This is a genomic window from Segetibacter koreensis DSM 18137, assembly GCF_000374045.1.
Classification (GTDB): domain Bacteria; phylum Bacteroidota; class Bacteroidia; order Chitinophagales; family Chitinophagaceae; genus Segetibacter; species Segetibacter koreensis.
In genome coordinates this window covers 26,132-45,646 of record NZ_KB893337.1, presented here as the reverse complement: position 1 = coordinate 45,646, position 19,515 = coordinate 26,132, and the positions used below count along the sequence as shown (strand labels likewise).

Annotated in this window: 22 protein-coding genes; 13 read left to right on the top strand and 9 right to left on the bottom strand. The window is 36.1% G+C overall.

All coding sequences use genetic code 11. From position 1 onward, the window contains the following. The first annotated feature begins 47 nt into the window (after positions 1–47). Together B154_RS0116720 and B154_RS0116715 are read left to right on the top strand one after the other, a co-directional pair. On the top strand, positions 48–884 hold the full coding sequence (locus tag B154_RS0116720; protein ID WP_157580831.1) for a hypothetical protein: 837 nt from the start codon (positions 48–50) through the stop codon (positions 882–884). 10 nt (positions 885–894) lie between these two features. Then, the gene (locus tag B154_RS0116715) at positions 895–1,305 is read left to right on the top strand and encodes a hypothetical protein (RefSeq protein WP_157580829.1); all 411 of its coding nucleotides are present in this window, start codon (positions 895–897) and stop codon (positions 1,303–1,305) included. A gap of 6 nt (positions 1,306–1,311) precedes the next feature. Here B154_RS0116715 and B154_RS0116710 read toward each other — a convergent pair whose 3' ends face one another. Together B154_RS0116710 and B154_RS0116705 are read right to left on the bottom strand one after the other, a co-directional pair. Continuing rightward, positions 1,312–1,644 carry a hypothetical protein gene (locus tag B154_RS0116710; RefSeq protein WP_018615409.1) on the bottom strand — a complete coding sequence of 111 codons (333 nt, stop codon included), beginning with the start codon at positions 1,642–1,644 and terminating at the stop codon, positions 1,312–1,314. 224 nt (positions 1,645–1,868) lie between these two features. Continuing rightward, entirely contained in the window at positions 1,869–2,300 is a 432-nt protein-coding gene (locus B154_RS0116705) for a DoxX family protein (RefSeq protein WP_026260254.1), read from the bottom strand. A 298-nt stretch (positions 2,301–2,598) separates the two neighbouring features. Between B154_RS0116705 and B154_RS0116700 the strand changes: the two genes are divergently transcribed. The 3 genes from B154_RS0116700 (at position 2,599) to B154_RS0116690 (ending at position 4,657) form a co-directional block, all read left to right on the top strand. Beyond that, on the top strand, positions 2,599–3,963 hold the full coding sequence (locus B154_RS0116700) for an ATP-binding protein (protein ID WP_051084315.1): 1,365 nt from the start codon (positions 2,599–2,601) through the stop codon (positions 3,961–3,963). 4 nt (positions 3,964–3,967) lie between these two features. Then, the gene (locus B154_RS0116695) at positions 3,968–4,384 is read left to right on the top strand and encodes a response regulator (RefSeq protein ID WP_018615406.1); all 417 of its coding nucleotides are present in this window, start codon (positions 3,968–3,970) and stop codon (positions 4,382–4,384) included. Positions 4,385–4,459: 75 nt separating this feature from the next. Continuing rightward, positions 4,460–4,657 carry a hypothetical protein gene (locus tag B154_RS0116690; RefSeq protein WP_018615405.1) on the top strand — a complete coding sequence of 66 codons (198 nt, stop codon included), beginning with the start codon at positions 4,460–4,462 and terminating at the stop codon, positions 4,655–4,657. A gap of 252 nt (positions 4,658–4,909) precedes the next feature. Here B154_RS0116690 and B154_RS0116685 read toward each other — a convergent pair whose 3' ends face one another. Then, positions 4,910–5,494, bottom strand: a complete 585-nt coding sequence (locus B154_RS0116685; protein WP_018615404.1) for a bifunctional nuclease family protein — start codon at positions 5,492–5,494, stop codon at positions 4,910–4,912. 195 nt (positions 5,495–5,689) lie between these two features. Here B154_RS0116685 and thrS point away from each other — a divergent pair, with 195 nt between their 5' ends. The 4 genes from thrS to B154_RS0116660 all read left to right on the top strand — a co-directional run bounded on the left by thrS (position 5,690) and on the right by B154_RS0116660 (position 10,054). Continuing rightward, a complete protein-coding gene (gene thrS / locus B154_RS0116675; protein WP_018615402.1) occupies positions 5,690–7,630 on the top strand; it encodes a threonine--tRNA ligase in 1,941 nt (646 codons plus the stop codon). 351 nt (positions 7,631–7,981) lie between these two features. After that, positions 7,982–8,557, top strand: coding sequence for a translation initiation factor IF-3 (gene infC / locus B154_RS0116670; protein WP_018615401.1), 576 nt, complete (start codon positions 7,982–7,984; stop codon positions 8,555–8,557). Positions 8,558–8,615: 58 nt separating this feature from the next. After that, complete coding sequence (gene yiaK / locus B154_RS0116665; protein ID WP_018615400.1) at positions 8,616–9,632, top strand: 3-dehydro-L-gulonate 2-dehydrogenase; 1,017 nt, start codon at positions 8,616–8,618, stop codon at positions 9,630–9,632. Positions 9,633–9,796: 164 nt separating this feature from the next. Then, positions 9,797–10,054, top strand: coding sequence for a hypothetical protein (locus tag B154_RS0116660; protein ID WP_018615399.1), 258 nt, complete (start codon positions 9,797–9,799; stop codon positions 10,052–10,054). 83 nt (positions 10,055–10,137) lie between these two features. On the opposite strand, the gene B154_RS0116655 is transcribed toward B154_RS0116660, so the two are convergent. After that, complete coding sequence (locus B154_RS0116655; protein ID WP_018615398.1) at positions 10,138–12,417, bottom strand: aconitate hydratase; 2,280 nt, start codon at positions 12,415–12,417, stop codon at positions 10,138–10,140. Between the two features lie 155 nt (positions 12,418–12,572). Here B154_RS0116655 and B154_RS0116650 point away from each other — a divergent pair, with 155 nt between their 5' ends. The 3 genes from B154_RS0116650 to B154_RS0116640 all read left to right on the top strand — a co-directional run bounded on the left by B154_RS0116650 (position 12,573) and on the right by B154_RS0116640 (position 14,885). Continuing rightward, positions 12,573–12,794, top strand: a complete 222-nt coding sequence (locus B154_RS0116650; RefSeq protein WP_018615397.1) for a PspC domain-containing protein — start codon at positions 12,573–12,575, stop codon at positions 12,792–12,794. 31 nt (positions 12,795–12,825) lie between these two features. Then, a complete protein-coding gene (locus B154_RS0116645; protein ID WP_018615396.1) occupies positions 12,826–13,815 on the top strand; it encodes a helix-turn-helix domain-containing protein in 990 nt (329 codons plus the stop codon). A 74-nt stretch (positions 13,816–13,889) separates the two neighbouring features. Continuing rightward, positions 13,890–14,885 carry a helix-turn-helix domain-containing protein gene (locus B154_RS0116640; protein ID WP_018615395.1) on the top strand — a complete coding sequence of 332 codons (996 nt, stop codon included), beginning with the start codon at positions 13,890–13,892 and terminating at the stop codon, positions 14,883–14,885. A 104-nt stretch (positions 14,886–14,989) separates the two neighbouring features. Here B154_RS0116640 and kdsA read toward each other — a convergent pair whose 3' ends face one another. The 3 genes from kdsA to B154_RS0116625 all read right to left on the bottom strand — a co-directional run bounded on the left by kdsA (position 14,990) and on the right by B154_RS0116625 (position 17,135). Further along, positions 14,990–15,811: a 3-deoxy-8-phosphooctulonate synthase gene (gene kdsA, locus B154_RS0116635; RefSeq protein WP_018615394.1), complete on the bottom strand. Its 822-nt coding sequence runs from the start codon at positions 15,809–15,811 to the stop codon at positions 14,990–14,992. A 142-nt stretch (positions 15,812–15,953) separates the two neighbouring features. Further along, positions 15,954–16,682, bottom strand: coding sequence for a DUF3575 domain-containing protein (locus B154_RS0116630; RefSeq protein ID WP_083934981.1), 729 nt, complete (start codon positions 16,680–16,682; stop codon positions 15,954–15,956). A 21-nt stretch (positions 16,683–16,703) separates the two neighbouring features. Further along, positions 16,704–17,135: an RrF2 family transcriptional regulator gene (locus B154_RS0116625; protein WP_018615392.1), complete on the bottom strand. Its 432-nt coding sequence runs from the start codon at positions 17,133–17,135 to the stop codon at positions 16,704–16,706. A gap of 86 nt (positions 17,136–17,221) precedes the next feature. Here B154_RS0116625 and B154_RS0116620 point away from each other — a divergent pair, with 86 nt between their 5' ends. Further along, the gene (locus B154_RS0116620; RefSeq protein ID WP_157580827.1) at positions 17,222–17,740 is read left to right on the top strand and encodes a hypothetical protein; all 519 of its coding nucleotides are present in this window, start codon (positions 17,222–17,224) and stop codon (positions 17,738–17,740) included. Between the two features lie 329 nt (positions 17,741–18,069). Here the strand turns inward: B154_RS0116620 and dapB are convergent, their stop codons facing one another. Together dapB and B154_RS28880 are read right to left on the bottom strand one after the other, a co-directional pair. Continuing rightward, positions 18,070–18,786 carry a 4-hydroxy-tetrahydrodipicolinate reductase gene (gene dapB, locus B154_RS0116615; RefSeq protein WP_018615390.1) on the bottom strand — a complete coding sequence of 239 codons (717 nt, stop codon included), beginning with the start codon at positions 18,784–18,786 and terminating at the stop codon, positions 18,070–18,072. A 68-nt stretch (positions 18,787–18,854) separates the two neighbouring features. Then, positions 18,855–19,514 (bottom strand): DUF5683 domain-containing protein, encoded by a 660-nt coding sequence (locus B154_RS28880; RefSeq protein WP_018615389.1) that lies wholly within the window; start codon positions 19,512–19,514, stop codon positions 18,855–18,857. Position 19,515 lies beyond the last annotated feature (1 nt).

The following is a 19,515-nucleotide window of genomic DNA, read 5'->3' as shown; positions in this document are numbered from 1 at the left end:
TAATCTTTATTACAGAAATAATATCTAAAAGCAGCATAAAAGAGCATATGAGTAGAAAAAATCTGTTTATCTTAATTGTACTTTTCCCTCTGCTACATGGCTGTGTAGCATTAAACGAGGTAAATCAATATGCTGCTACATCAACAGCTGCATTAAGTAAAGTAAACGATATTGATTACACTTTCAGCGATTACTGCCTGCACGATTGCGAGTTACAACAAATCAGAAAAGGAGAAATAGATACACTTTTTAAGTGCGAATGCGAACAACAGGCCGGCAAAGCTGATGAAGCAATTCAAAAAATTCATTTTACCATTACATCGTACCTTACTGCTATACAGCGTTTAAGTGATAATAAAGGCTTTACTTATGATGTGTCTAATCTCACGGCGGCTCTTCAACAAAATCCTCTGTTGAAACTAACGGACGAGCAAATCGGGGTTTACAATTCAGCGGGAAATTTTATTGCCACTGCTTCAAGCATATTTTACAGAAAGAAAAAACTGAAACAATATATAGAGCGCGCCGATCCTGTTTTTCAGAGCCTTACTGAAACCTTTATTTTCCTAATCAATAACCGGTTGAGAGAGCAGTTGAGAATTGATTATGAGACGCGGTTGGCCAACATTAGCCAAATGTTGGATAATGCGAAAAATGACAAAGGATTTAAGCAAGTGGTTGTAAAGTTATATTTAGATGAAAGAACATATTATAAAAAGCATGAAACAGTCATTAATAGTTATGTTTCATTGTTGCGGACTGTTCAAAAAGGCCATCACGAATTGTTCTTGCAGCGAAATAATTTGAAGGATACAAAAATAAGAGGGCTTATAAAACGATATGCTCAAGATGCAAAAGACATACTTGCAAGTCTTCAAAAATAAAACACTTTTTATGTTAAACCCAGATACACAACAGGTATTTGAACTTTCAGACTATTTTCACCAATTAGGCAACGCGGTAGGAGAATATATACAACAAAATAAAAACTTTTTGGAAAATGATGAAAGAAATTATCTGTATGATAAGCAAATAGAACTATTGCAATTTGCTGGCAGAATTAATTTAATTGGTGTTACCCTTGTTTTTGACGAAGTGCAAGATGCATTGAAAGAGATGAATAAAATTACGGCAGATGTGCAAAAGACAATAAAAAAAGTGTTAACTGTTCAGCAGGCAATAGATATAGCAACTAGTCTTGTAGGAATAGGTACAGCAATTATATCGAGAGATCCAAAATTGTTTGCAAAAAACTGCGGTAGGGCAACCAGCTTGATCAGTGCCATAAACAACAAAAAGACATAAATTATCTTATATAGCTTTTTTTAGTGTATGAGCAAGCCTTTCTTTTCTTTCTAAGACGGGCACTTTAAATTTATTTTCTGGTGTTTCTGTATTCAATATAACATACGGAATTGATATAATTTCAGAAGCATATTCGGCTGGTAATTCTTTTAAAGTGTAGAATGCGAAAGACATTTTAAATTTGCCTTCAAGACTTGTCTTTGCTTCAACAAAAAAGTTGTCTATTTTAAAAAGTTGATAGTTTGCTTCGTTATCTACTTTTTCACTTACCTTATCTGCGTCAAAAATTAATTGAATTTTTTGATGTTCATTCAATAAATTAAAATTTTCAATTGTCATGGTTCGATTTCTCCCTTTTTCTTAATTAATACAAAGAATAATGCCGTTTTTTTTAACATACAATTTTGTATATCGCATATTAGAATGTGGGGAAATCAGTGGACGAAAAGAATAAATAATTTGACAGAAATGAGGTCTGTCCCAACTTTTATAAAATACGTAAGATAAAACGATCTTTTACCATCGTCTCTGTTTCAATATCGAGGTCCTTTACATTGCTACTTTTATAACAAGTGCTTCTTTAAATAATCATCCATCGATACATGACCGCTACCATACAATAAAACGTAAATAAGAAGCACAAGTACAACAATTGATAATAAAAGCTCGCCACCAGTGCCAAATGCATTCGGTGTCAGATTAAAATACAGGGCACCGATAAGAATAGGAATTTGCAGTATAACAGCAAACCTGGTGAGCAAGCCCAACATAATAAAAGCGCCGCCAAACAAATGGGCAAATGTAATATAACCAACCAGGAAGGTAACGGCAGGCCTTGCATTGCTTGACATTATAATCGCCTCTAATTGCTGGCTATGACTTACAAAATAAATTCCTTTTAGTAACAGAAGCAACCCAGTGACCAGTCGAAGCGCGAGGTTGAAGAAGGTGTAACGGAAATCGTTCGACTGATGTATGTATTGTGTGATACCCATGACAGTTGAATTTAATATAACAAAGTTAGTAAATAGAATGAATTAGAATAATATTAGAATTCATTTACTGTTATTTTACAAAGTCTTCTTTCAACTAATTTTGGCGAAAATTAAAAACCTGTTTTACTTAATAAAGAAGTGATAAAACTTTGATAAACATTGAAGTAGCCGATGTTATAAACTTCTTCCAAATACACTTTTAGCATTGAAAATCTCACATCTCATTTTTTTCTGCATTTTTTTTATCCTGGTTTTATTTTCCATTACAACTTACGTTAACTATAAACAATCTGAAAAGGTGAGGGAAAACGCCGAATTTCTTTCTATTTCCTCAGATGTGGTGAGAGAGAGTAATCAATTTCAGCGAAATATTCTTTACATGGAACGGGCGTTAAAGGGATATATGTTAACGGGTGAAGAGTATTTGCTTCAAACTTATCATTCGGCATCCATTCAAAATAATACTCTTTTAAATGAACTTACGGCTTCAATTCATTTCAATTCTACTCAACTAAAAAAAATAAACGAAATAAAGAGACTTTATAATGAGTGGATTGAACAGTTTGCTAAACCTATAATGGCGTCAAAGCCCGATACGTCGGCATCTTATCAGACTACACTAAAACCACAGCAATTACTAAAAGGAGAAGAAAAAATAAATATAGCATTGCAACAGCAATTTAGAGAATTGCTTAATGTAGAATATGCAAGCCGGGAAAAGAAAAGAATTATAATGGACAAAAACGAGCAAAAGACCAAAGTTATATCGGTGATACTAACTGTCTTTTCTATCGTTACCGGATTTATTATCGCTGTTTTACTTGCCCGCCATATTTCAAGGCGTATTTCGAAAATGGTTAAGATGTCTAATAGTATTGCTGAAGGCAACTATAAGGTAAATGTTGAAGATAAAGGAAATGATGAGTTAAGCGAGTTAACCCGATCTTTGAACCGTATGGCAGAAATGTTGGAAGAAACAATTTCCCTTCTTCAGAGAAAGAACAAGGAGCTGGACCAGTTTGCCTATATTGTATCGCACGATCTAAAAGCGCCTTTAAGAGGAATTGATAATTTGATTTCGTGGGTACAGGAAGATTATGCTAACCAACTGCCTTCGGGAGTGCAGGAATACCTGGATCTGGTTAAAGGGCGGGTAACAAGGTCAGAAAATTTAATACAAGGCATTTTAACTTATGCAAGAGTTGGAAAAGAAGTGAAGGAACATGAAGAAATTAAGCTTACTGCGCTGATTGATGAAATATTAGAAAATCTTCCGGTGAAGCAAGGCATACATATAAATGTTCAAAAGGATATGCCTGTTATTTATTCTGAAAAAATTCCATTAATGCAGATATTTACCAACCTTATTAGCAATGCTATAAAATATCACAACAAAGAAAAAGGTGAAATAAAAGTTTATAGCAAGGAGCAAAAGAACAATTATGAATTTTTTGTAGAAGATGACGGTCCTGGTATAGCAAGTTCTCATCAAAAGAAGATATTTATGATATTTCAAACATTGCAGGATCGGGATAGTTTCGAAAGCACGGGTGTTGGGCTGGCAATAGTAAAAAAGATTTTGGATGATCGAAAAGAACAGATAAAAATTTTATCTGAACCTGGTAAGGGTTCAGTTTTTTCATTTACCTGGTCAAAAATTTAATAGTATGAAAGTTATAAATATTTTATTGGTTGAAGACGACCATTTAGATGCCTTGGATATTAAAAGAACCTTGGATAAAATGAAGGTTATTTATAAATTGGAAATAGCAAAAAATGGTGAAGAAGCAATTAAATTATTAGAAAGTAAAGAAGCTTCTATGCCCTTGCCCGATGCAGTTTTAATTGATATAAATATGCCTCGTCTAAATGGTTTGGAGTTTTTAAGTATTATACGTAATAGTGAAGTTTGGAAAGATCTGAAATGTTTTATCATCACGACCTCCGAAGAGGAAGTAGATAAGACAGCTGCGGAAAAGCTAGGGGTGTCTGGGTATATAATTAAACCTTTAAAATTAAATAATCCGTCTTCGATGGATGTCTTCAATTTAATGATTGACCTAATGAATATGAAAGTTGATTAAATATTACAAAAACAAATACTATAAATAATGAGGCGGTATAATTTTTATAATATTAAAAACAAAAGATAGAAATTTATGACAAACGCACAGAAGGAAAAACTTTCTGAAATTTTAGTTATCGCAGGTCTCGCCGCATTTGCTTACTACAAATATTCTAAGCTTACAAGTGAAGAGAAAACTAAAATTGTAAGTGATATAAAAGACACGGGAAGAAATGTGATTAGAGAATTGATTCCGGAAGAAATTAAAGGTTTTATTCCGGGAATGAAATAATGTGGAGCAAAAACAAAAATTGTAAGATATCAGCAAACAATAGCAGTAAACAAATCGAAATAATTATTCAAAGTTTACTGCTACGGTTTTATTTGTTCTGGGTAAATTTATTGAAATCGCACCTCGGTTAAAAGAGTTGCCAGAATTTTTTTCCGTTCTCTCTGAAAAGCAAAAAAATCGTGTCAAGCAGCGCTTGACACGATTTTTTTATCAACTACTAATAAAATTAATTTCAGAAAAAGAACGATTCAGTTATTTTTTCCTTTTATTAAGCTCATCTCTTATGGCTATTGCTCTTATATAATCTTCCTGTTCAAGCACTTCATTTAGGAGGTTATTCAATTCTTCTACCGTTAATCCACTAAGATCGTCCCGGCTTCCGGGTTCGGCTGAAGGAGCTATTGATTTTTTCTTTGCAGCACCTGAGTCTTCCATCAATATTCCTGCACTCTCCAAAATGTGGTCATAAGTATAAACCGGGCAGCCAAAACGAACTGCTAAAGCGAGAGCGTCACTTGTACGGCTGTCAATTTCTATCGTATCATGTTCGTTTATGCAAACAAGTTTTGAGTAAAAAATACCTTCCTGCAGATCGCTTATAATAATTTCCTGCAGATCTACATTAAAAGCATTCATGAAATTCTTAAGCAGATCATGAGTCAACGGTCTGCTGGGTTGCATTCTTTCCAAAGCTACGGCAATAGCCTGCGCCTCATAACCGCCAATAACGATTGGTAACCGGCGAAGACCGTTTACTTCACCTAATACGACTGCATATGAGTGCGTCTGTGTTATACTATGAGATAAAGCTACAATTTCCAATTCTATTTTCTTCATACCTGCATTACTTCAGAATGTAAATTATGCGCAAATGTAAAGATTTAAGATTTTATATTTTTGCATATAGTTAATTGATCTGCAATTTTCTTCAAATTGTATTTAAATATAACAATTAAACCAACATCATCTGCCATTTACCTCTGCTATTTGTTTGCTACATTTGCACTCGTTTAAAATAATTGCAAACCCTTTATGATCAATGTTTTTTTTCCAGATGGTGCAGTCAGGCAGTATGAGAATGGTATTACAGCACTCAACATTGCCAAATCAATTAGCGAAGGCCTCGCTCGTAAAGTTTTAGCCGCAAAGGTAAACGGCCAGGTTTGGGATTTGTCACGTCCTATCACTACAGATATTGAACTACAGCTACTAACCTGGAACGATATTGAAGGAAAATCTACTTTTTGGCATTCATCAGCCCACTTAATGGCTGAAGCTTTGGAAGCTATATTTCCGGGTGTTAAACTTGGGATAGGCCCAGCAATCGAAAAGGGTTTCTACTACGATATTGATTTAGGCGACAGGCAGATAACAGAAGATGATTTGAGAAAAGTTGAAGTAAAAATGGCTGAACTAGCCAGAAATAATAGTATTTACTCACGTAAAGAAATAAGCAAGCAAGACGCCATTGCGTATTTTACCGAAAAAGGCGACGAGTACAAACTGGAATTGATTGACGGACTGAACGACGGGGAAATAACTTTTTATTCGCAAGGTAATTTTACCGATCTCTGCCGCGGTCCACATATACCAAACACAGGTTTTATAAAGGCTGTAAAGCTAACAAACATTGCCGGCGCTTATTGGCGGGGAGATGAAAAGCGTAAAATGCTTACCCGCATTTACGGTATTACTTTTCCCAATCAAAAAGAGTTGGATGAGTATGTTTTATTGCTTGAGGAAGCTAAAAAACGAGACCACCGCAAATTGGGAAAAGAACTTGAGTTATTTACATTTTCTGAAAAAGTAGGCTTAGGACTGCCATTGTGGCTGCCAAAAGGAGCTATGCTTAGAGAAAGATTACAGCAATTTTTACAGAAAGCACAAATTGAAACAGGTTATTTGCCTGTAATTACTCCTCATATTGGCCATAAGAATCTATATATCACAAGTGGGCATTATGAAAAATATGGCAAGGATAGTTTTCAACCAATAAAGACACCGCAGGAAGGTGAAGAATTTTTTCTAAAGCCCATGAATTGCCCTCATCATTGTGAGATTTATAAAGCAATTCCACGCAGTTATAAAGATCTTCCACTACGCCTGGCAGAATTTGGAACAGTGTACAGGTATGAACAACATGGTGAGTTACATGGACTTACACGTGTTCGCGGTTTTACCCAGGATGATGCTCACCTGTTTTGCCGCCCCGACCAGGTAAAAGATGAGTTTAAAAAAGTGATAGACCTTGTTTTGTATGTTTTTACCTCGCTTAGCTTTACTGATTATACTGCACAAATTTCATTAAGGGACAAAGACGACCACAGTAAATATATAGGAACAGATGAAAACTGGGAGATTGCAGAGAATGCGATAATAGAAGCGTCAGCCGAAAAAGGACTGTCAACAGTGATAGAGTATGGTGAAGCGGCCTTTTATGGCCCAAAACTTGACTTTATGGTGAAGGACGCTATAGGTAGAAAATGGCAGTTGGGCACAATACAGGTAGATTATAATCTCCCTCAAAGGTTTGATCTGACATATATTGGCGAAGATAATGGGAAACACAGGCCGGTAATGATACATCGTGCACCATTTGGCTCTATGGAAAGATTTATAGCTGTTTTGATTGAACACTGTGCCGGAAAATTTCCATTGTGGCTTGCTCCAACTCAGGCGGTTATATTACCTATAAGTGATAAATACATAGAGTACGCACAAGAAATAAGGATGAGGCTTAAAAAAGCAGATATAAGGATTGAGATAGATGAAAGAAACGAAAAAATAGGAAAAAAGATAAGAGAATCGGAAATGAACAAAATTCCTTATATGTTTGTAGTGGGAGAAAAGGAAATGCAGGAAGGAAAAGTAGCAGTAAGAAAGCAATCAAAAGGCGATATAGGAACAAAAACACTTGAAGAGGCAGAAGAATTTCTTAAAGAAGAAATACAAAGTAAAAGAGCTTTTGAATAATTTGCTATTTTTACCTATATCATTGTATTACATTTCAGAAAATATATTATTTCTTTTTGTAAGAAGGTTGATAAGAATTATAAGGCAAGATTTTTGATAATTACCCATAACTTTTGTGAGACAAAGACAGGTTTTTTTGATAAAGTTAATGAGAGAAATATCGTTATGGTGATTTTCTCAAATTAAAACAGCTGAGTAAAAAGTTGGAGCGGGAAAAGTATAAAAACATAAAAAATTATTATATAATTTAACAGCGTAGTTGTTGCAACTATCTCTCATGGATGATCATAACAGTGCTTGCAAAACTATTTTTTTTAAATAAAAAAACAATTCGTAAACAAACAACAATTAATGGCAGTAAACCCAGGTTTTTTTAGGGGAAGAAACCCGAATTTTCGAAAAGAACAACAACAGGAACACAGGACCAACAGGATGATTCGTATTCCTGAAGTAAGATTGGTAGGAGAGGGAATAGAACCAGGAGTATATCCTACTGAGCAGGCTTTGGCAATGGCCGAAGCACAAGGTCTTGATCTTGTTGAGATTTCACCAAACGCAGCTCCACCTGTCTGTCGCATTATTGACTACAAAAAGTTTTTGTACGAGAAGAAGCGTAAGGAAAAGGAGATGAAAGCTAACTCAAAACAAAGCGAGGTAAAAGAAATTCGTTTTACCCCAAGTACCGATGAACATGATTTTGATTTTAAATGTAAACATGCGGAGAAATTTTTAAAAGAAGGCGACAAAGTGAAAGCATATGTGCAGTTTAAAGGCCGTGCTATTATGTTTAAAGATCGCGGAGAATTGCTTCTTTTAAAATTTGCAGAACGATTATCAGAAATCGGTGTTTTGGAAGGCATGCCCAAAATGGAGGGAAAGAGAATGTTAGTCATTTTTGCTCCTAAGGGACAGAAGAAAAATAAATAATTTCTATTTTCATTATAAATTAAACAGTAGGTTCCCTACTGTTTTTTGTTGTACGATTATGTCTGCTGCAGATGAAGTAAGAGTAAGTTTTGCTGAAATGGAAAGTGTTTTTCACAATATTCTGCTTAGACATTCTTTTGACGTGTCTAAGGCTGCATTGTGTGCCCACATTTTTGCTGACAATAGTCTCGATGGAGTGTACACTCACGGAGTAAACAGGTTTGCTCGATTTGTAAAAATGGTAGCAGATAAGCATGTATTACCAGATCAGGAGCCAACCAAAGTATCAGGATTTGGGGGTTTGGAACAATGGAACGGCAATTTGGGCGCTGGCCCTTCAAATGCTGTATTTTGTACTGAAAGAGCGCTCCGTCTTGCAGATGAAAATGGAATAGGATGTGTAGCTCTTGCAAATACAAATCATTGGATGCGTGGCGGGACATACGGATGGAAAGCCGCAAAAAAAGGTTATGCATTTATTTGCTGGACAAACACCATTGCCAATATGCCTGCCTGGGGAGCAAAAGATAACCACCTCGGAAATAATCCTCTTATTTTAGCTATACCGAAAGATAATGAGGCTGTTGTTCTGGATATGGCTATTTCTCAATTCTCATTTGGAGCAATGGAGAAGTTTACAATGGAAAAAAAGCCGTTGCCAGTTCCAGGTGGCTACGATGAAATGGGCCAATTAACAACGGATGCACAAAAGGTTCTTGAGACTCAAAGGTCTTTGCCTATTGGTTTTTGGAAAGGATCTGGCCTGTCACTGCTTCTCGATCTTTTAGCTACTGTTTTATCAGGTGGAAAATCAACTTTTCAAATAACGGAACAAAAAATAGAATCTGCAGTTTCGCAGGTTTTCATTGCCATCAGGCTTACTTCTCTCAATAATTCAAATGCTATAAAAAGTGTTATCGATAGCATTATTGCCGATTACCATAGTTCTGCGCCAGCTAGTCCTTTTAACAAAATTTTGTATCCGAGTGAAAGGGTTTTAGCAACGAGGAAAAACAATACTGAGAAAGGGATTCCGGTAAATAAACGAGTTTGGGACGAGATTTTAGCATTGTAACTGCTGTTTAACGTACTTTTTCTAGGTATTAGTACTAGTTTATTCTCTCACAAAACAGGTTTTTATTAATTTATTAATTTTTATATATAATTATTTTATTAATTAAGAAATTAATTAATTTTACGCCCCTTTTCCTCCATTTGTTAATCCTTAAAACATATTCTATGTACATTCATTTTAATTACCATGGTTCAACCTATAAAGCCGGGCTGGCAAAGCAGCCGGAAGGAAAAATTATCGTACTGCTAAATGACAATAATTTAGAGAAGCAATTCGGCCCAGCTCTTCCTTTTTATATAAAAAACAGTGCGGTAAATTTCGATACTTTAAATCGTTCACATTCTGAACTATACGCTTTAAACAGTTCTATATCAAAAGCGATATCGGAGCAGTGTAAAGATCTTCTGGTAAAAAGTAATTGATGAACTGTCTTTTCATTTGTTTTTTTGTAATTAAAAAGGCCGCCTCTAAATTTGAGACAGCCTTTTACTTTTTACTGCTAACATTAAGCAGGTTGGGCGGCCAATGCTTTTTTACGAATAATATTTAATGCAGCGCCTGCCTTAAACCATTCAATTTGCTGCTCATTGTATGTATGATTAGCGCTTATAGTTTCGGTAGTACCATCTGCATGATGCAATACCACTGACAAAGGTGTTCCCGGCGCGAAATGAGTTAATCCTTCTATATCAATAACATCATCTTCCAGTATTTTATCATAATCTTCTTTATGCACAAAGGTTAGAGCCAGCATACCTTGTTTTTTAAGATTTGTTTCGTGGATGCGTGCGAAAGATTTTACCAAAATAGCACGAACCCCTAAAAACCGCGGTTCCATTGCCGCATGTTCTCTTGATGAACCTTCACCATAGTTTTCATCTCCTACAACTATGCTTCCGATACCTGCAGCTTTGTATGCTCGTGCCGTTGCAGGAACAGGACCATATTCACCGTTAAGCTGGTTTTTTACTTTATCAACACTGTCGTTAAAAAAGTTAAGAGCACCAATAAGCATGTTGTTTGAGATATTATCAAGGTGACCACGAAACTTTAACCAGGGGCCAGCCATAGAAATATGGTCAGTGGTACATTTTCCTCTTACTTTTATTAATAGGCGCAAACCCTTAATGTCAGTACCCTCCCATTGAGGAAATGGAGCTAGTAATTGAAGACGTTGAGAGTCCGGGCTTACTAATACTTCCACTTTGCTTGGGTCTTCTGCAGGAGCCTGGTATCCCGCATCTTCAACCGCAAACCCTTTTGGAGGCAATTCAGATCCTGTAGGTTCATCTAGCATAACCTGTTTGCCATCTTCGTTTAATAATGTGTCGGTAAGCGGGTTAAAGGTGAGATCTCCTGCAAGCGCAAAGGCAGTAACTATTTCCGGAGAAGCCACAAAAGCATGGGTTCCGGGAAAACTGTCGTTACGCTTCGCAAAATTTCTATTGAAAGATGTGATAATAGAATTTTTGCGGGTAGGATCATCAATGTGACGTGCCCATTGTCCTATACAAGGTCCGCAAGCATTTGCCATTACAACTCCTCCCATTGCATCGTAAGATTGCAACAGCCCATCTCTTTCAACTGTATAACGTACCAGCTCACTTCCCGGAGAAATCGTAAATTCTGATTTTGCTTTTAAGTTTTTCTCAACTGCTTGCCTGGCTACAGATACAGAACGGCTGATATCTTCGTAAGAACTGTTGGTGCAAGACCCTATTAATGCCACTTCCAGTTTTTCAGGCCAGTTATTTGATTTTACTGCTTCAGCAAAACGACTGATCGGCCATGCAAGGTCAGGAGTGTAAGGACCATTTACGTGTGGCTCCAATTCACTCAAATTTATTTCGATTACTTCATCATAATATTTTTTTGGAGCAGCATAAACTTCAGGATCAGGGCGCAGGTGATCAGTAATTTTATCAGCCATTTCTGCAATTTCAGTTCTGTCTGTTACTTTCAGGTAGTTGCTCATTTTTTCATCGTAAGCAAAAATGGAGCATGTAGCGCCAATTTCAGCACCCATATTACAAATGGTTGCTTTACCTGTTGCACTAATTCCGTCAGCTCCCTCACCGAAATATTCCACAATAGCGCCGGTTCCACCTTTTACAGTAAGAATACCTGCAACTTTCAAAATAATATCTTTAGGTGCAGTCCAGCCGCTTAATTTTCCGGTAAGTTTGATACCAATAAGTTTAGGCCATTTCAGTTCCCATGCAAGCCCGGCCATAACGTCGCTCGCATCCGCGCCACCTACGCCAATGGCAACCATTCCAAGCCCACCCGCGTTAGGAGTATGACTATCGGTACCTATCATCATGCCCCCGGGAAACGCGTAGTTTTCCAAAACAACCTGGTGTATAATGCCTGCACCCGGTTTCCAGAAACCAAGGCCATATTTATTACATACAGAAGCAAGAAAATCGTACACTTCCCTGTTTGTATTCATGGCTGTTACTAAATCTTCTGCTGCCCCGGACTTTGCTTGTATAAGATGATCGCAGTGAACAGTACTGGGTACTGCAACCTGCGGACGACCAGCCTGCATGAACTGGAGCAGCGCCATTTGAGCTGTTGCATCCTGCATCGCTACGCGGTCAGGTGCAAAATCTACATAGTCCTTACCACGTTCAAAATTGCGAAGCGGCATATCAGTGTGCAGGTGAGCAAATAATATTTTTTCTGCTAAAGTTAGTGGCCTGCCTACTTCCTTACGGGCTGCTTCAACTTTGCCTGGCAGTTCTTCGTAGACTCTTCTTATCATTTCTATGTCAAATGGCATATACAGGATGATTTACGTGTTAAAAAAAAGTTTAGCAAAATTACATCAAAACTATTCTTATTGAAAATCAGAATTATGATTATCAGATTATTTATTTACTTAAATTGCGTTAACAACTCCAATTTAGATATTAAAAACTATAGAAAATCGGTGTTATGAAAAGTATACGCGAAATAATAGAGCTACAGGCATTTGGGGTTTGCACGGCAATAGGTGAAAAAATGGGTATAGCCAGCAGCAGAATACGGACATGGTTCATTTATATATCTTTTCTTACTTTCGGTTCTCCATTAATCATATATATGGTTTTGGCTTTTTGGATTAACATCAAAAACTATATTTATTCAGCAAAAAGAAATCCTTTGCGCTATTTATAGAAAAGTAAAGATGCTAAAATTGTAAAAGCCAGTGATAAAAATAGAATTTAATCATACAGATTACGAGGAAATGCTACGTTATTTTGCCAGTGTTTTTAAAGGCAAACTAGAAAATAACACTTTGTATTTACCTCCAGATATTGGAGAAGGCTTTATGAAACTAATAGAGCTGCCTAATAATCTCCAGGGAATTGTTTCGGACTATACGGTCAAACAAGACCTTTTACTTAACAGAACAAAAATTAATAAAGATTTTTACACACTTCGGTTTGATGAAGTTATTATTCCGGATTCTGAACCTGCAGAAAACGGAGCGCAACCCTCTGTAGAATTAAGCCCTATTCGCACCGCTGTTTTTTTAGGCAGTACTAAATTTGACTGGATGTTTTTTAGTAAGAAAGGTACAAGGGTGAAAGGGGTAAATATTTTGTTTAGCAGAGAATGGCTTGAACAATTTTTGGAAGTAGAAAGCGTTGGTGATATGATAAAGAAGTATCTCAGTTTAAAAATGAGTGCTTTTAACTATGAACCAATGGATATGGAATACAAGCGAATACTTGCTGAAATAGTTCAAACCGACGTACATCCTTCCTTTGAGACATTGATAATTCAAAACAGGATCATGTTATTGCTCGAGAGATTCTTTACAAGAATTTTTTATAAGATGAGTGATATGCATTTTGACGTTAAATTGAGTAATGAAGATATTAATAGATTGAAATTGATAGAAAAAGAGCTTGTTAAAGACTTTACTTCAGATCCTCCGTCGATAAAAACTCTTGCCAGGAGGGCGGCGATGAGTCCAAGTAAACTAAAAAACAGCTTTAAAGAAATTTATGGACTCCCTATTGGTCAATATCATCAGAAACATAGAATGAATAAAGCAAAAGCTATGTTACTGAGCAGAAAATACAGTATAAGTGATGTAGGTGTAGAAGTGGGATATAGTAATTTGAGCAATTTTGCTAAGGCTTTTAAAAAAGCTTTCGACCAATTGCCAAGTGATCTTTTGGGTAGATAAAATCATTACTGTTGGAAATTTTAGATTTTATTTTTACAATATAAGTATCCTGTACACGAATATCATGATCCAATATGCAATTAGAAAAGCCTGATTTTACTGACCTATTACATATTATTGCAAATAACTTTAAAGCTAAGCCTGCAAACTTGCAGTTTACCGTAAATTCAACTTACGGAAGAGGTTACTTCTGGGCTGCAAAACTTCCCTCAGGTATTACCATTATAGTCTCTGATACCTGTTTAAAAGAAAATTTAATTATAGAACGCCCAGAAGGCGATAAGCATTATTTCACTCTTCAATTTAATGAAGAAGCTGCAGATGAAACAGACGTTTCAATAAAAAGCAAGAGGAATAACGATGAGTTTCAATCTTTTGTTAAGCTTAGTCATACACTGGTACAGGAAAGCTTTGTGTTTCCGGCGGTTAAAAGATTGCGATCGGTAAAGTTCTTTTTTAATACAAGTCATCTTTCATCTTTGCTTAGTAAAGACGCTTTTGACGTTATCATAAATCAACACTTTCCCTTAGAAATGAAAAGTGAGAAGCTTGAACCTATAGCTACTGAATACCGCGTGATGCTGGACGACCTTTGGAAAGATGACCTTGATCAGCCGTTAAGATTAAACTATATACAAAACAGGGTATTATTATTACTTGAAAAATATATTGTAAAGCTTCACACCAGAAGAGACGTACGCGGTAAGAAAGTTAAACGAAATGATGATGAAACCTTGCGGTTAATGAAGGTAGAAGCACTTCTGGTGAAAAATTTTTCCATTAATGCTCCTACGATAGAAGAGTTGGCACGTATATCGGCAATGAGCTCTACTAAATTGAAAAAAGATTTTAAGGCGCTATATGGTTTACCTGTTTATAAATACTTTCAGAAAAACCGCATGCTTAAAGCTAAATCTTTATTAGCGCTTGGTGAATATACAATTAAAGAAGTAGGGCAAATGGTAGGGTACTCAAATCTTAGTCATTTTGCAACTACTTTCAAAAAAGAATTTGGTTTTTTGCCTAGTGAAATAACAGCAAAAGATGGGATGCTTGTCTATAATAAATAAGTGACAGGCGGCTTACAAGTTGCAAGATGCCCACTACAAAGTGAAATGATATAAGCTTTGCTGAAACCAGTAACGTGTGACCGAGAACTCCCAATCTCTTTTACTCAGCTCACTACTGCCTTTCTTATTTTAATTAACTGCACCAGCAAATCTTCCAGCTTGCTTAAATGAAGCATGTTAGCTCCATCGCTTTTAGCTATTGATGGATTTGGATGTGTTTCTATAAATAATCCATTTGCGCCGACAGCTATTGCAGCTTTGGCTATGGTCGCTATTAACTGTGGATTTCCACCCGTTACACCACTTACCTGGTTAGGTTGCTGCAAACTATGAGTGCAGTCCATTATAACAGGCACATTATTGTTTTGCATTATAGGTATATTTCTGTAATCAACAACCAGGTCCTGGTAGCCAAAAGTATTGCCTCTTTCTGTCAGCATTACTTTTTCATTGCCAGCTTTTCGTATTTTATCTACAGCAAATTTCATTGCCTCACCGCTTACGAATTGTCCTTTTTTCACATTTACTATTTTGCCCGTTTCTGCCGCTGCAACCAGTAAATCTGTCTGCCTGCATAAAAAAGCGGGTATTTGTAAAATGTCTATATATTTAGCTGCCTGTGCAGCTTCTTCATGAGCATGGATATCTGATGTCGTTGGCAGACCAAAATGTTCACCGACTTTTTTTACAATTTTCATTGCAGTTTCATCACCTATGCCTGTAAATGAATTTGCGCTTGAACGATTGGCCTTTCTGTAAGAGGCTTTAAAAACATAGGGAATATGCAGCTTTTTGCAAATAGAGTACACGTCATTTGCAACCTGCATTACCAAATCTTCACTTTCTACTACACATGGTCCTGCTATTAAGAAAAAGTTTTGCGGGTCGTAAGACTGGTTTTTGAATAACTCCTGTAAAAACTGCATACTTGTAATTTTTTATAGTGAAAGGCAAAGGTGCAGAAATTGATCTGTAAGGCAAAAAGACAACAGATAAAGACTGAAACAAAAAAAGTGAAGGAATATTTAAGAGATAACCGTTGTGATTTTAATTAAGGAAAATTGCCTTCTAAAACCTTATTCCGAGATTTATTCCTAATCCTCTTAATCCCACTATACTGCCTGAAGTGTTAACTATTGCACCATTGCTATTTACATCCGAGGTGAGTTTTGTATACGATAGAGAGATACTTTCTATCTTTCTCTTAAGAGATGCCTGGTCGCTTTCTGATAAGTGAGATGTGTTAGTCAATCTACCGCTCTCTCCACCAAAACTTACACCTGCAATCCACCAATCGATGTAAAACTTTTCAGATAATTGCCAGCTGCTGCCAGCCATTATTCCACCTGTTATTGTTGTCAGCCTACCCGCAAATTGCGCATAATCTTTTCTGCCATTATTTGAATAAGCAATTGGTCCCTTAATTTTATAATTGCCGATTCTTGCATACGGCGCCAGGTAAAAACCGTGAAACGCTCCTTTTTCGCCAAAATAGTATCTTGCTTCAGGGGTAAAAATATGGGTGCCTAAACTAAAATCTCCAATATTTACATCAGGAATAAATATTTGCTTCTCTATATAAGATTTATAAGGAATTGAAGAATTTGGAACCATGCCATAGCTTAATGCCACCGTTATTTTTTCAGCTACCTGCCTTTCATATTGCACATTAAAACCTTTAAAGGCTACAGAAGAAAAATTAAGTTTTATTTCATTTTTTTTTTCGATTGTTTGAGCTAATGCAGGCAAGGAAAATAGTAAAGTAAAAAAACACATCAATTTTTTAAAAGCCATCATTGGATTTTTTTAAACTAAGAATCAAATATCCAGTGATTCGTTGCTTGTGCCAGCAATATCTGCCACTGTTTTATTTTCAAGAATTTCCAAAGATGCATCCCTGACCTGCAGCATGACCTTGTTAAGTCCACAAAAGTTTTCATCGCAATTTTTACATTTCGTATAAAAGTGAAGACTTACGCAAGGCAACAAAGAAATGGGCCCATCGATAAGACGCATAACGGTAGCCAATGTAATATCAGCAGGGTTTTTTGCGAAGAGGTACCCACCACCTTTGCCTTTTTTACTGTCAAGTATAGCAGCTTTTTTTAATTGCAATAAAATATTTTCAAGAAACTTTAGTGGAATGGTTTTTTGCTCTGCAATTTCTGCGATTAATATAGGCCTTTGTCTATCTTGCTGTGCCATGTACATTAGAGCTTTAAAGGCATATTGTGTTTTCATTGAAAGCATAAACAAAGTTTTAAAATTTAAAATTACCGTTAATAATGATTCGGATAACCGGAGAATTAATATTTTCAATTTTTAAAAAGACTTTTATGCACAAGCAGATTATTAATATAGCGCTTAGCTGCCTTGCTATTTTTTTAATGACAACAACTGTTCATGCCCAGTTGCCAAAGCCAGGCATAACGTTAGGGGGAAACTTGCTGTATGCTAAACCAAAAGGGAGTTTTAACCAGGCTTATCAATTAGGTGTGGGTGGAGAAGTGTTTGGAGGCATAGGTATGGGAAAAACGTTTGTAGTAGCAACAGCAGGATTTTCAGAGTTTAAAACACAATCAGATGTTCATTCTGGTACATTAAAATACACTCCCGTAAAAATAGGGTTAAAGCAATTTCTTCTGAGAAAGCTAATATTTATAAATGCGGATCTAGGACGGGCAACTGTAAAAAATAAAACTTTTAATGAATCTCGTTTTACGCGAGGCATTGGTGTAGGTGCAAAATTGCTTGGGCTGGAAGCATGCCTCTACTATGACGGCTGGAAGAATGTAAATGCAAGTGGTTTTTCAAACAGTCTTAATGTAAAAGTTGGGTGGAGCTTATCTTTATAACTAAACGTGTCTCAATTTTAAATAAGATAAGCAGTATCCGAATTTTATGTCTCTAAATTTTATTGCTAAGAGTAAAGACAAATAAATATTTGTTTGCGGACAAAATACCACCCTGAGAACAAGGCGGTCTTTTTTATGATTACGAAAGAAAAACTTGTTATTACTAAAAAGTTTTAATTTTCTTAAAGCATTGATTATAAGATTTGAAAAAAAAACGTCAAGTTTTAAGCCAAAAATTATATTTCTTTCAAAACAAAAAAATATAATTTTTGTTTTATAAATCCTTCCACATCTCCTTCTTAATGCATTATGTTTATATAAAAGCCCTGTTACAATCCTAGCACATCTTTCATACTAAAAATTCCTTTTTTACCTTTAATAAATTCAGCTGCTTTTACTGCTCCGCCCGCAAAACCTATTCTGTTATGAGCAGTATGGATGATTTCGATGTCATCGATGTCAGAAGTATATTTTATTTTGTGTATACCTGGTGCAGGATCTGTTCGAACGCTTATTATTTCAAGTTCTTGATGGTTATTTGAAGGATGATTTACCCAACCTTTCTTTGTTTGAATGTTTTCCAGTATTTGTTCGGCCAACGTAATTGCCGTTCCACTGGGTGCATCTTTCTTTTGCGTATGATGAATTTCTTCCATTTTCACGTCATATGTTTCGTATGCTTTCATCAACTTTGAAAGATATTTGTTCAACTCAAAAAACAAATTAACACCAATACTATAGTTACTTGCATATACCATAGCACTGTTTTTTGCTAAACAAATGTTTTTTATTTCATCCCATTTATCGAGCCATCCTGTTGAGCCGCAAACCACGGGCACTCCAGCGTCAAAACACTTTCTCAGGTTATCTGCTGCACTTTCAGGTCCTGTAAACTCAATGGCTACATCTGCTTTTTGCAAATTTTCAATAGTCATGTCTTCTGTATTGTCAATTGTAATCTTCAAAACAACCTGGTGACCGTGCTGCAAAGCAATTTCTTCAATTGCCTTTCCCATTTTACCATATCCTACTAAAGCAATATTCATGTGAATAATTTACGGTTGTACAACTTTTTATTTTTATCAAAGAAACAAAAAATAAGTAGAAGAATTATTCAAAAGGTAGCAGGTAAACTTTTTGAAGGAGATTTAAATCCTAGTACCAGGCTTACCCCTGTATTTCCATTTACCCTGATTATCGGATGTATTTTAAGCGATAAGTCTTCGCTTACGTTAAAATCTTTCAAATGCCCAAATACGGTTGCGTCCACTATATTGAGGCCCCATGTAATAATGAAATACAACGCGGAGTAATCGCGGTCGCGCCTGAATGCATTCCTGTATATTTGAAGCGATTGTGCTGAAAGAGGTTGTAGCTTGGGGTGAATTGATTTGAAGTGAGCCGAGTCATTATTTACGCGAATATTAAATGCGTCTCTTGTTCTTTTATACCATGTGTTGTTATAAATGTAAAAACCTGCGACAGTGCCGAGGGCACCGTACACGATAGGTATTTTCCAGTATTCTCTGTTATAAGCCTGTCCCCATCCTGGAATAATGAGTGAACGTAAGGTTGCTTTACCGGGATCATGTTTCGGAACAGTCTTAATGGTATCTCCTTTTACAACCTGTATCCCTGTATCTTTTGTAAATGCTGGGTTTTTAGTACTGGTCGTTGAGTCTGCAGGTATAACAATGCGTTTGCCGGTTTGTGCAAACAGATTACCAGCATGTACCAAAAGAACTGCAAATACAATATATACTGAAACTTTCATG